Below are 12,290 nucleotides of genomic sequence, written 5' to 3' on the forward strand. Positions count from 1 at the left end.
TACCTGTTTCGGGGATTGCTAGTAACGGCCTTGGCGGAAAGAAAAATGATGGCTATGTAGCCTTGTTGTGGACGAGCAATCGTGCGTCTACTAACGATTATACAATGGACGGTGTTGTTTTTGAAACACAAGCCTTGGGGGCGCGGATAACTACATACTATGATGAGTGGGACTATCTATCTATCCGCTGTGTGAGGGACTGATTCTAATTAAAAAAAGAGCCCGCGAATGCGGACTCCTTTAAAAGCGTTTTAGGCTTGATTACATGAACCAGTAGGTTGCACCGATGGACAGCTGCATGTTTTGCAGATCGCTTTCGAAGGTGTAGTCTTCGGTCTTGACATCTTCGTACAGGTTGGTGAGGCCAATGGCGAAGCGGAAGTTCACGTCGAGGTTCGGCAGAACGGAGTAGCCGAGGCCGAAGGCGAGGCCGAATTCAAAAGTGTTGGCGTCTTCGCCCGCGCCCGAGCTGCCTGCATCATCAAGCATATCATCAAGATCTATACCGTAATCGCTCAGGTTGTAACCACCAAAGTCTGCATCGTCAAAGGACGGTTCGTCATATTCAACGTCGTTGCTGAGGATGAAGCCGATGGTCGGACCGGCTTCCACATAGAGGTTGGCAACCGGGCTGATGCGGGCGAGAACCGGGATATTCAGAACCCAGAAAGAAGCGGTGGCTTCGTCGTCGGCAATGCGGCGGAAGTCGATGCCGACTTCGGGAACGACGGCGATCATTTCGTTGACGTTATACTTGGCGGCGACACCTGCGTTGAAACCGACGCCCCAGGGAGCGTCATCGCTGTCGTCACCCTTGAAGGTGCTCATAGTACCAGCAACGCGTCCACCGACATGAACCTGAGCGAAAGAAAGGCCAGTTGCAAGCAGAACAGCAGCAACAATGAGAGATAACTTTTTCATTTGTTTTCCTCTTAATTTAAGGTTAGTAACCGAAATATAACAAAAAGTTTACGAAAGCGGAAGTTTTTGTTCAAAAAAAATCATTTATTTGTATTTTAGTGAGTCCCTTTCTGGTTTCCCTTGAAAACAGAAAATGGTTGGTTTTTCTCGCTCTTAGGCGCGCTTTTTAGGTATATTCTAGGTATGAATTTCTCTAAAAGCGCATTTTTTGCAGGAGCGGCTTCTGTAGCCGTGTCTTTTTCGTCTGCTTTTGCAGGCCCCCTCGTAAATCAGCTGGGTTTTGCCCCCGATGCCGAAAAGATCGTCGTTTACCCCGGTAGCGATGCCAATGGGCTCGAAGTCCGTGACCTTAACGGAAAGACTGTCTTGAAACTCAAGGCCCCCATGGTCTATGATTGGGAATACAGCGGCGAAGAAGTACAGACTTTCGATATTTCTGCAGTCAAGAAACCTGGCACTTACCGCCTTTTCCGCGGCAAGGAATATGTGGGTACTCCCATCGTAGTGGGCAAGAACGTCTATGACGACTTGGTAAAGGCTAGCCTTAAGTGGTTCTACTACCAGCGCGCCAGCATGCCGCTTGAACCCCAGTATGCGGGCAAATGGGCCCGCGCTGCAGGCCATAAAGATAATCGAGTGATCGTTTACGGCACAGACAAGGCGACTGGCGGCAAGGGTAACGGTCAGGTGATCAAATCCGACCGAGGCTGGTACGATGCCGGCGACTACGGCAAGTACATCGTGAATTCCGGCATTACCGTATTTACTTTGCTCGAAGCTTACGAAAACTTCCCGAAATACATGGATTCGCTGACTTGGAACATTCCGCGCGAATTCCCCAAGTACCCGGAACTCCTCGAAGAAGTCCGTTACAATCTGGACTGGATGCTGACCATGCAGGATAAGGACGGAGGCGTTTACCACAAGGTGACTACGCTTAAGTTCGGCGGAAGCGTATTGCCCGAAAACGATCGCGAAGCCCGTTATGCAATTCTCAAGAATGTAACAGCAACACTCGACTTTGCCGCCGTGATGGCCCAGGCAAGTGTTGTTTACAAAACAATCGACAAGGCCTATTCCGACAAAGTGCTCAAGGCCGCCGAAGAAGCCTACGCATGGGCCAAGATGCATCCGCAGCAGTTCTACAAGTAGCCCGCCGACGTGCAGACGGGCAACTACATGCATGATGGCGAAGATGGTAAAGATGAATTCCGCTGGGCTGCCGCTGAACTTTTCCGCGCCACCAAGAAGCAGTATTATCAGGATGACCTGAAGCAGAACCTGTTCACACCCGATGGCGCCTGGTGGGGTAACGTGAACATGCTTGCCGCCTTCCGCGTGGCACTGGATTCCGCCGACTTCGACAAGGAAGTTGTCGCTGCAGCCAAGAAGACTGTCTTGGACGAAGCCAACAACCTCCGTACCGTGGGCGACACGAGCGCCTACCGCTTGCCAGCATTCCCTTGGAGCTGGAACTGGGGCTCTAATAGCGCCATGGCAAACAACGGCATGGTGCTGGTGCACGCCTACCTGCTTACCAAAGACAAGAGCTACCTGGATGGCGCACAACAGTGTCTTGACTACTTGCTCGGCAAGAACCCGCAAGACATGACTTACGTGACCGGATTCGGTTACAGGAGCCCGCGCAATCCGCACCACCGCCCGAGCGAATCGGACATGGTCGACGATCCGGTGCCGGGAATGCTCGTGGGTGGCCCGCACTTAGGCAAGCAGGATATTAACCTGGATGGCAAGGAAAATTGGAAGTGCCCGAACTATGCCGCCGCAGACAAACCGGCACTTGCCTATATCGACAACCGTTGTAGCTACGCGACCAACGAAGTGGCCATCAACTGGAACGCTCCGCTTGCATATCTCGCCGCCGCCCTCGAAGCGATTTATAACAAGTAGGCAGTAGACGGTAGGAAGTATGAAGGATTTGTTGTAAAAACAGCATTCTACATCTAACTTCCGGCTTCAAACTTCCTACAAAAATATATATTACGGATATGGCTTAAGGCTGTGTCCGTTTTTTATTAGGGGGTGTCGATGAAGAAAATTTCTGTGATTACGCAGAATGTCGTGCAGATTGCCGTGCTCGGCATTTTCCTGTTTACGCCAGCATCGCTCTTTGCGGCAGGTCTTGTGAAGCAGTCTATCGACACGACTGATGCGATGGCGACGCTTGACAATTTCGACCGCGGATTCTATACGCCGCAGGTTCTGCACTTAAAGCCATCGGGTAGCAAGCCAATTGAAAAGCCGTACGGCAAGCTGTTGCACCTGCGTGCGGAAATTTCGGAATTCAGCAGTAACGCATGGCTCTCGATTGATACGACGGGCGGAAAGCGCGATACGGTGCGCGGCGTGAGCCAGGACCTGACCGAAGACGCCCTGAATGTATTGCAACAGACCTTCGACAACATCCGCAGCTTTGGCGGGCACGTAATCGTGCGTATCTGTTACGACCCGTGGTACAATGGCCGCAGCAACGTGACCCCGGAACACAAGTGGGTGATGCGCCATGTGGAACAGCTCGCTCCTGTGCTCTCGAAGAATACCGACGTAATCGTGGCGCTCGAAATGGGCATGCACGGCGCCTACGGCGAGATGCATTCCGACACGAGCATCACTTATGATCGCGTTGCCGAAGCGGTAAATCTGATGCTGCGCAATACACCGCCCGAACTCAAGATTCTCACGCGAACGGGAAACTATTCCGCGAAGGTACTCGGCTTTGACAACTGGGGCGTCGACTTCCACATCGACGGCGAAAAGTTTGCGGAAATTGCAAAGGCCAAGGGCGATACGATGTACCGCGTGGGAATGTTCAATGATGGCTACTTGGGTACGCAATACGATTACGGCACCTGGGGAGCTGACTGCAAGACTTCCATCTGTCGCGAAGAGGGAGTGGCCTGGCTCGAGAAGTACGGCATCAACACGCCCTACGGTGGCGAGGCGCTCACGACGGCAGGCGGTTACGAGGTCATCAATACGCCGGAGTTTTTGGCGTACGAAGGTTTCCGCACGCACACGAGCTATTTGAATATTCAGTGGAACAACAACCTGATTGACGGCTGGAAAAAATCGCATTTTGAAGGGAAAGATTTTGAATATGACGGCTCGAAAATAGATTCATTGACAGGTTTCAAGTACGTCAACGACCACCTGGGTTACCGCTTTGTGCTGCGCGAATCGTGGATGAGCGATACGGTGGGTTTTGACCATGTGCTCCATGCAAAATTCCGCGTGCAGAACGTGGGCTTTGGCAACCTCACTTGGAAGGCTCCGGTAAAGCTTGCCGTTTTGGAAGACCTGGAAGGTAGCGATTTGTTGGAGTGCCCGATGCCGACTTATTATGAGCTGCCGGACGTTGATTCCCGCAACATCCATAGCCGCACCATCTCTATTGCGGGCGGTGATACTGTGATGACTTTTGACGGTAACAACGAAATTGAGGTTTCCGTTAAACTGGGCAAACTTCGTTATCGTAATTATCAGGTGTATTTGAAGGTGGGCAACATTGAGTTTGCCAATGATAAGCCTAGTGGAAAGGGTACTTGTGGCCTAGAACAGCCTGCCGTTTATTTGGGCAAGATCTATGTCGATGAAAGTGTGAAGACGACGGGCTTTGCGGCTCGCGAGCCTTCGGCTGGTTCATTGGGAGCCCAAAAGAAAAACGCCCCCTTCGTTCAGAGGGAGCGGCATAATGCAATTATTCGCGATGGCGAAAAACGCTATAAAGTAAATGGAGCTACGCTTAGGTAGATTTTTTTCGATGGCGCCTAACGGCGTTCGTCTACTTGGTAGGCTCCTACCTTGACCACGAACTCGTGACACACGGCTTCGGGATCGGGTTTGCCGAAGATAGCGGAGCCGACCACGAACACGTTCGCGCCGGCTTCTTTGCAGGCGAGGATGTTGTCGAGCTTGACGCCGCCGTCAATCTGGATGTTGAGTTCCGGCTTCATCTGGCGCAGTTCGCGGATCTTGTCGAGGCAGTAAGGAATCAGGCTCTGTCCGCCGAATCCCGGGTTCACCGACATCACCAAAACCATGTCCACGATGTCGAGCACGTACTTGATGCTTTCGAGCGGAGTTGCCGGGTTGATGGCCACGGCGGGCTTGACGCCGAGTTCTGCAATCTGGTGCAGCAGACGGTCGAGATGGTTCGTAGTTTCAGCGTGCACGCTGATGATGCTTGCGCCGGCTTTTGCAAATTCGCCCACGTAGTTCTCGGGGTTTTCGATCATCAGGTGGCAATCGAGCGGAAGCTTGGTTCCCTTGCCCACGCAGGCGGAGATTCCCGGGCCGAAGCTGATATTTGGGACAAAGTGTCCGTCCATGATGTCGAGGTGGACGAGGCCTGCACCACCGTTTTCGATGGCCTTGAGGCCGTTACCGAGTTCGAGGAAGTTTGCGTTCAACACGCTAGGGGCGATAATTTGCTTAAGCATATTCCAAATATAGAAAAACGTTCATCACGCAAAATTGCTGATTGGTCGGGATAGTAAATTTTTATTAGACAAAATATTTTTTTTTTGCTATCTTTGCGCGCAAAAACAATGCAAGGAGATAAATATGTCCAAAGGAACAAAGACTGTTGTAGCTAAGCCCGCTACCAAGAAGGCTGCCCCGAAGGCCGCTCCTAAGGCTGCCGCAAAGCCCGCCGAAAAGAAGGTCCCGGCCAAGAAGGCTGTTGCTGCTAAGCCGGCCGCTGAAAAGAAAGTTGCTGTAGCCAAGCCGGCTGCTAAGAAGGCCGCTCCTAAGGCTGCCGCCAAGCCCGCCGCTCCTAAGGCTGCCGCTAAGGCTCCCAAGAAGGTGACGGTTGTGTTCGAAGCCAACTGCCCGCTCGCAACGACCGTGTCCGTTGCCGGTTCTTTCAACAACTGGGCTGTTGACAAGGACATGCTCAAGAAGGACAAGAAGACCGGTCTTTGGACTGGCAAGATCACCCTCGATGCTGGCGACTACGAATACAAGTTCGTTTGCGATGGCCAGTACTGGGACGAAGGCGACAACAAGGTCAAGCACGTCTAATCTAGATGAAAGGACGGGCCTTCGGCCCTACAGACGAAAAACGAGAGAGGTTTCGGTTTGCCGAAGCCTTTTTCATTTTGTGTAAAGTCTGCACAAATCCCACGCCATCCATTTCTCTTTCCCCAAAGCGAAGCGACCTCAAAGCACGTCAGTGCGACCTCATACCTCATAGCCATTTTCTAAATTTTCTCCGTATGACAAATTATTCTATTCCTCAAGAAGTTTTTGTGAAGGCTGCCGAACAGTACGGCACTCCGCTCTGGATTTATGACCGCGCCACGATTGAAAAGTGCGTGAAGGATGTCCAGGTTTTCGACACCGTTCGTTTTGCCCAGAAGGCATGCCCGAACCTTTCCGTGGTTTCGCTCATCCGCAAGCTCGGCTGCGTCGTCGACGCCGTTTCTGCAGGTGAAATCGTGCGCGCCCTCAAGGCCGGATTTAAGGGTGGCCAGCAGAAGGGCAAGACTCCTGAAATTGTCTACACCGCAGACATCTTCGACAAGGACGCTCTTGAACTCGTCAAGGAACACAACATCGCCGTGAACGTGGGTTCGCCGGACATGATCCAGCAACTCGCCGATTTCGGCGTGAAGTCCGAACTCACTATCCGCGTGAACCCGGGTTTTGGCCACGGTCATTCCCGCAAGACCAACACCGGTGGCGACCTCAGCAAGCACGGCATCTGGCACGAACAGATCAAGGACTGCATCAAGCTCGCTCAGGCTAACGGCATGTGGATTACGGGACTGCATATGCATATCGGTTCCGGTACGGACTTTGAACACCTCGCTCAGGTTTGCGATGCCATGGTTGACGCTAGCCGCCGCCTGGGCTCTCATTTGCGCACCATCAGTGCAGGGGGCGGCCTCCCGATTCCTTACCACGAAGAAGAAAAGGGCAACCGCATCGACGTGAACGCCTACTACAAGCTGTGGGACGATGCCCGCAAGCGCATCCAGCAGAGCATCGGCCACGAGGTACACCTTGAAGTGGAACCCGGTCGCTACCTGGTGGCCGAAAGCGGTTACCTGATGGCTGAAATCCGCGCCGTCAAGAAGCAGGGCGACAACTTGTTCTACCTGGTGGACGCCGGCTTTACCGATCTCGTTCGTCCGAGTTTTTACGGTAGCTATCATGCCATATCGATTATCGCCCGCGACGGTCGCGAACTCAACGAAACGGTCGACGCCGTTGTGGCAGGCCCGCTCTGCGAATCCGGCGACGTGTTCACGCAGGAAGAAGGTGGCTTTGTGGTGACCCGCAAGCTCCCGAAGGCGCAGGTCGGCGACTTGCTGATTCTCCATGACGCAGGCGCCTATGGCGCGGCCATGAGCAGCAACTACAATAGCCGCCGCTACGCCGCCGAAACCATGTACACGAACGGCGAACTCAAGGTAATCCGCGAAAGGCAGACTTTCGAGCAGCTTCTCCAGAACGACAGGATTATCGAACTATAAGCTTCGCATAGCTTCGTTGCTCGCCTCCTCACGTACTATTTGTACGCTACGGAGGCTCGGCGCCTCGCTCTGCTCGCTTCTAGCTCGATAAGAAAATTTTAAAAGTAATATTTAAGGCTTTCGTCAGATATTGGCGAAAGTCTTTTTTTTGAAATGTTGACTATTGGCGGGTGGCCTTGAATTTGGCTATCGGAATATTCTATATTTGTACCTACCCAATGGTTCAACCCTTAAATCAAGGCAACAAAATGTCAGATCGTTTTATCGTGACCGGTAACTTCACCGACGATCCGTTCGCCATCGACATGGCGCAGTACATCGGACTCCGTGAAGATATTTCCGACGTGGTCTCCTTGAAGACCTTCGCAAACTCCGAATTCTGCCCCCGCTACATGCTGGACGTGGACGATATGGAACATATCGGCCGCCGCCTGGAAGGCAAGATCGTGCTGATTTGCTCGGTTTCGAACCATGAACGCAGCCGTAACGACTACGCCATGCGTAACTGCATTTTGGCCCGTGCCGCCAAGGACAACGGTGCCGAGCAGGTGGTGCTTGTTGAACCCGACCTGTTCTACAGCGCTCAGGACAGAGGCCCCCACCGCATCGGCGAACTCGAAAAGGACCGTCCGGATGTCGACCTCAAGAAGTTCGATGGCCAGGCCTTCACGAGCCTCCTTTACGCCCAGCTTTTGAAGACCTCCGGCGTCGATGCCGTGGTCACCGTTCACAACCACAGCATCAAGGTGCAGAAGCTCTTTGCTGAAATCTTCGGCGAAAACAACTTCCACAACCTGATCCCGACCGACGTCTACGCCCACTACATCAAGAACAGCAACTTTGTTCAGACCGGCAAGGACGGCAACAACCTCGTGATCGTTTCCCCGGACAAGGGCGCACGCCCGTTCATGAACGCCGTTTACGAAGCGCTCGACCTGCCCGAATGCAAGCGAGTGGTGATGGACAAGGTGCGTACCGGCGAACGCGAAATCAGCATGACCTTCAACCCGGAACTTTCCGACATCAGCATCGAGGAAATCGAGGGCAAGGACGTGATCGTGTTCGACGACATGGTCCGTACCGGTACGACGATCGTGCAGTGCTGCGAACACATCAAGAAGGGTAACCCGAACCGCGTGTGCTTCGGCGTGACGCACTTCCACACGAGCCCCGAAGCCCGTGAAAAGCTTAACAGCCACGCTATCGACGAAATCCTCACGACCTCGACTCTCCCGGATATCATGAACCGCGACTGCCAGGGCCGCCTCCGCAAGAAGCTCACCGTGATGAAGCTCGGCAAGTGGATCGCACGCCACGTGATGCAGATGTACGGCTTGGATGACGGTCGCTTCGAGAAGGACTTCTACAAGATCGACATGAGTTCCAAGAACCCGCGTTGGCCCCCTCAGTTCTTTTAATTTGTAGGTGAAACTGCGAATGCGTTTAAAAGGCTCCCCCTTTTTGGGGGAGCCTTTGCTGTTTCTAGATGGAGTACTTTAAAGGTTTAAAGGCTGTTCAGCTATTCGTTTCGCCTACATCGCTTGCAGCAAGAGAATCGCGAGCACCTGTCCGCTCAGGATTCGTAGTAGCATGGTGAGCGGGTAGACCGAGGCGTAACCGATGTTCACTGCTTCGCTGTCAGCCTGGCTGTTCGCGAAGGCGAGGGCGGGCGGGTCAGTGGTGGCGCCCGCGAGTACACCGCAGAGCGAGAGGAAGTTGACCTTGAAGACCAGGTGTCCGACGGTTGCCATGATGGCGAGCGGGACGAAGGTGATGATGGCGGCGAGTCCCATGTAGTAGAGTCCGTCGCCGTTCAGGAGCACGTCGAAGAACTTGATGCCTGCATTCAGGCCGACGCAGCTGAGGAAGAGCGTGAGGCCGAATTCGCGGAGCATGAGGTTTGCGCTGTTCGCCATGAAGAAGTTCAGCGGGCCGATCTTGCGTTTGCGGCTGAGGAGGATGGCCACAATCAGCGGGCCGCCGGCGAGACCGAGCTTCAGCGGTGTCGGCATTCCGGGGAGGGCGAGCGGGATGCTTCCGACGATGACTCCGAGGAAGATTCCCAGGAACGCGGGCAGTATTTCGGGGTGGTCAAGCGCGGTGAGCGAGTTGCCTAGTTCCTTCTCGGCGGCTTCGATGCCTTCGGCGGTACCGACGACTCTTAATTTGTCTGCGAATTTGATGCGCAGGTCGAGGCGTCCCGTGAACTTGAATCCGCTGCGGACCACGCGGCTGATGTTGACTCCGTAGCGTTCCGCGAGTGCAAGCGATTCAATGGTGCGGCCGAGAATTTTCTTGTTGGTGACGAGGATCGTCTTGACAACTATCGGCTTGTCGGCATTGCTCGTTTCTTGCGTGATGGGCTTTTCGAGGCGGTGTCCGATAATCTTTTCCATGGCGGCGACCGCTTCGGGCATGCCTACGATATGCAGCTTGTCGCCTTCCACGATGACGGTTTTTCCGTTCGGGGTAGTGATGTTCCCGTTGCGCAGGAGGCGCGTGACCACGACTCCGCTTGAAATCAGGTCGGGAATGTCCTTGAGCGTCACTCCGAACAGGTTGGGATTGTCAACCGTAAGGCTGCAGGATTCGATTTCCTTGGCGTTCGCCGCGATGTCCTTGGCGTAGTTTTCGGCAGCCTTGGCCGGATTCTGCCTAAAGATGACTCGCATCAGGATCATTACCAGAATGATGCCGATGACGCCGAACGGATATGCAACAGCGTACCCGATACCCGTAAGGGATGTGTCCACCCCGGCCGCGGCAAAGGCTGAATTAGCGGCTCCAAGGGAGGGCGTATTCGTGACAGCGCCACAGAGCATTCCGATGAGCACGGGTACGTTGTTATGCATATCAGTAAAGAAATACAGGCAGAGCGTCGTGATGACGCCGAGGAGCACGATGCCGGTCGAAAGGACGTTCAGGACCAGGCCGTGGCGGCGTATGGAATCCATGAAGCCGGGGCCCACCTGCATACCGATGGTATATACGAAGAGAATGAGGCCGAATTCCTGGATGAAGTGGAGGACGTTTCCTTCGACGCGGAGGCCGAGATGTCCGAGCAGGATGCCCACGAAGAGTGCCCCTGCACCCCCGAGGCTAATTCCCTTGACCTTGATCTTGCCGACCATGAGGCCGATGGATGCCGTGAGGGCGATGGCGAGAACTTGTTGCGCGACGGAGGGCTTTGTGAATAAGTCAATGAGCCAAGTCATATTTTTATCATCCGTGGTTAAGGGTGGAATATCTTTTTAAAGATAGTTCTATTTCTTAATGCAGCGGACGGAGGCGAAAATATTCTTGTTGTAGTGCTCGTAAGTGGTGCGGGTATCGGTGACGCGTGCGAGATAGGCCCTGGAATCGTCATACTTGTCGCTGGTCCAGAAACTTGCGCTGGCATCCTTGTCGGCGAATTTGCCGTCGTAGTACTTGAAGCCGGCGAATTGGAGATTGAATCCGGCGGCGTCCTTGAGGGCTTCGGCGTTCTTGTCGGCGAAAGCGGCCTTGTAGTCTTCGAGGGTCGGGAGCGTCCAGCCGGTGGGGCAGAGGTTGTTGTTGGCGGCGTTCCAGGTGTAGAGTCGGCCGGTCGACTCGCAGTTTGCGTGGTTGTTGTCGTAGCAGGAGCTGGAATCGGGAACGTAGACGGCCATGTTTTCGGCGGTCCAGATTTTGTTGGCGATCTTGACAGTTTTGTAGACCTTGTCGGGGCACGAAAGCGTGTTGGAAGCTTCGTCGTAGTTGCAGGTGTTGGCCTGTTCGCAGGCGGTAAAGGTGGCTACGGCGCACAGGGTGGCGGCGACGGTCGTGATGGTCTTGAAGATCGTTTTCATAAGTACTCCTTTGTTTTCGCGAGCAAATTTAGAACTGCCTATTCATATTGTCTAATAGATTATTTATATTTAATTCATCAATAAAATTGATGGATTGCTTTTCGTAATAAAATCGTATGGAACTGACGCACCTCAAATATTTCCTGGAAGTGGCCCGCACCGAGCACGTGACGCAGAGTGCGAAAACCCTATGTATCGTGCAGCCTGCGCTTACGCACGCCCTCCACAAATTGGAAGAAGAGCTCGGCGTAAAGCTTTTCAAGACGCAGGGGAGAAACATCAAGCTGACCGAAATAGGGGAATATTTTTATAAGAAGGTAAAGCCCCTTTACGAAGATATCGAGTCGTTGCCGGCGCAGCTCCGTGCCATGGAAAACGAACAGTCCGCGACGGTCAACTTGAATGTGCTTGCGGCGTCCTCTTTTGTGACGAATGCGGTGATTCTTTACAAGCGAAACGATCCCGATTTGCGTTTTAACCTGGTGCAGAACGAAGAAACGACACTATACGATATCTGCGTGCGCACCTACGCTAACTACAAGGCTTCCCGCCACTACGGCGGAGAAGATCCCGACGAGGAAAATTTTGTCTGCACCGAGAATATCTACCTTGCGGTTCCAAATACGGCCCAGTACCGAAAGCGCGACAGTATCAGTCTCAAGGAATTGCAAGAGACGAACTTTATCGGGCTTTATGGATCCAAGCAATTGCGCAATATCTGTAATGAATATTGTGAACGCGTGGGCTTTAAGACTCATATTATTTTTGAAAGCGATAACGCCCTTGCCGTAAAGGATGCTATCGCCAGCGGAATCGGTGTAGGATTCTGGCCCGAATATTCTTGGGGTCGCGTGAATAACCGCCGGATACGCCTGCTGAAAATTACAGATGCCGAATTCAAGCGCGATATCGTGATTACGCTGCGCCGGAACAAGCAGGACAATTCGCGTTCAGAAAGATTTTTCCTTTTTTTGACGGGTTTATTGAAAAGGACGGAGAAACGTAAGAATCCGTTAAGGTGAATTTTTTACTATATTTG

10 protein-coding genes and 1 pseudogene are annotated in these 12,290 nt (G+C 53.2%); 7 read left to right on the top strand and 4 right to left on the bottom strand.

Annotated elements, in window-relative coordinates; translation table 11 throughout:
• A partial coding sequence (locus tag B7988_RS15185) for a hypothetical protein (RefSeq protein WP_212668318.1) occupies nt 1–203 on the top strand: 203 nt, incomplete at its 5' end.
• 58 nt (nt 204–261) lie between these two features.
• Here the strand turns inward: B7988_RS15185 and B7988_RS11245 are convergent.
• Nucleotides 262–921, bottom strand: a complete 660-nt coding sequence (locus B7988_RS11245) for a porin family protein (RefSeq protein ID WP_088657982.1) — start codon at nt 919–921, stop codon at nt 262–264.
• 183 nt (nt 922–1,104) lie between these two features.
• Here B7988_RS11245 and B7988_RS11250 point away from each other — a divergent pair.
• Nucleotides 1,105–2,832: pseudogene (locus B7988_RS11250) on the top strand (glycoside hydrolase family 9 protein).
• 138 nt (nt 2,833–2,970) lie between these two features.
• On the top strand, nt 2,971–4,692 hold the full coding sequence (locus B7988_RS11255) for a DUF4832 domain-containing protein (protein ID WP_088657983.1): 1,722 nt from the start codon (nt 2,971–2,973) through the stop codon (nt 4,690–4,692).
• Between the two features lie 17 nt (nt 4,693–4,709).
• On the opposite strand, the gene rpe is transcribed toward B7988_RS11255, so the two are convergent.
• The gene (gene rpe, locus B7988_RS11260) at nt 4,710–5,381 is read right to left on the bottom strand and encodes a ribulose-phosphate 3-epimerase (RefSeq protein ID WP_088657984.1); all 672 of its coding nucleotides are present in this window, start codon (nt 5,379–5,381) and stop codon (nt 4,710–4,712) included.
• A 124-nt stretch (nt 5,382–5,505) separates the two neighbouring features.
• Here rpe and B7988_RS11265 point away from each other — a divergent pair, with 124 nt between their 5' ends.
• The 3 genes from B7988_RS11265 to B7988_RS11280 all read left to right on the top strand — a co-directional run bounded on the left by B7988_RS11265 (nt 5,506) and on the right by B7988_RS11280 (nt 8,839).
• A complete protein-coding gene (locus tag B7988_RS11265; protein WP_088657985.1) occupies nt 5,506–5,964 on the top strand; it encodes a glycogen-binding domain-containing protein in 459 nt (152 codons plus the stop codon).
• 194 nt (nt 5,965–6,158) lie between these two features.
• Nucleotides 6,159–7,421 carry a diaminopimelate decarboxylase gene (lysA, locus tag B7988_RS11275; RefSeq protein WP_088657987.1) on the top strand — a complete coding sequence of 421 codons (1,263 nt, stop codon included), beginning with the start codon at nt 6,159–6,161 and terminating at the stop codon, nt 7,419–7,421.
• A 248-nt stretch (nt 7,422–7,669) separates the two neighbouring features.
• Nucleotides 7,670–8,839, top strand: a complete 1,170-nt coding sequence (locus B7988_RS11280) for a phosphoribosyltransferase family protein (protein ID WP_088657988.1) — start codon at nt 7,670–7,672, stop codon at nt 8,837–8,839.
• A 114-nt stretch (nt 8,840–8,953) separates the two neighbouring features.
• Here B7988_RS11280 and B7988_RS11285 read toward each other — a convergent pair whose 3' ends face one another.
• Together B7988_RS11285 and B7988_RS11290 are read right to left on the bottom strand one after the other, a co-directional pair.
• Nucleotides 8,954–10,636 (bottom strand): putative transporter, encoded by a 1,683-nt coding sequence (locus tag B7988_RS11285; RefSeq protein ID WP_088657989.1) that lies wholly within the window; start codon nt 10,634–10,636, stop codon nt 8,954–8,956.
• Nucleotides 10,637–10,684: 48 nt separating this feature from the next.
• Complete coding sequence (locus B7988_RS11290) at nt 10,685–11,251, bottom strand: FISUMP domain-containing protein (protein WP_088657990.1); 567 nt, start codon at nt 11,249–11,251, stop codon at nt 10,685–10,687.
• Nucleotides 11,252–11,367: 116 nt separating this feature from the next.
• Here B7988_RS11290 and B7988_RS11295 point away from each other — a divergent pair, with 116 nt between their 5' ends.
• Entirely contained in the window at nt 11,368–12,273 is a 906-nt protein-coding gene (locus B7988_RS11295) for a LysR family transcriptional regulator (protein WP_088657991.1), read from the top strand.
• Nucleotides 12,274–12,290: the final 17 nt, after the last annotated feature.

The sequence above is a fragment of the Fibrobacter sp. UWB1 genome, assembly GCF_002210325.1.
Lineage (GTDB): Bacteria > Fibrobacterota > Fibrobacteria > Fibrobacterales > Fibrobacteraceae > Fibrobacter.

Coding starts and splice junctions, on each gene's coding strand:
- B7988_RS11245 (WP_088657982.1), bottom strand. CDS start 921: ATGAAAAAGTTATCTCTCATTGTTGCTGCTGTTCTGCTTGCAACTGGC.
- B7988_RS11255 (WP_088657983.1), top strand. CDS start 2,971: ATGAAGAAAATTTCTGTGATTACGCAGAATGTCGTGCAGATTGCCGTG.
- rpe (WP_088657984.1), bottom strand. CDS start 5,381: ATGCTTAAGCAAATTATCGCCCCTAGCGTGTTGAACGCAAACTTCCTC.
- B7988_RS11265 (WP_088657985.1), top strand. CDS start 5,506: ATGTCCAAAGGAACAAAGACTGTTGTAGCTAAGCCCGCTACCAAGAAG.
- lysA (WP_088657987.1), top strand. CDS start 6,159: ATGACAAATTATTCTATTCCTCAAGAAGTTTTTGTGAAGGCTGCCGAA.
- B7988_RS11280 (WP_088657988.1), top strand. CDS start 7,670: ATGTCAGATCGTTTTATCGTGACCGGTAACTTCACCGACGATCCGTTC.
- B7988_RS11285 (WP_088657989.1), bottom strand. CDS start 10,636: ATGACTTGGCTCATTGACTTATTCACAAAGCCCTCCGTCGCGCAACAA.
- B7988_RS11290 (WP_088657990.1), bottom strand. CDS start 11,251: ATGAAAACGATCTTCAAGACCATCACGACCGTCGCCGCCACCCTGTGC.
- B7988_RS11295 (WP_088657991.1), top strand. CDS start 11,368: ATGGAACTGACGCACCTCAAATATTTCCTGGAAGTGGCCCGCACCGAG.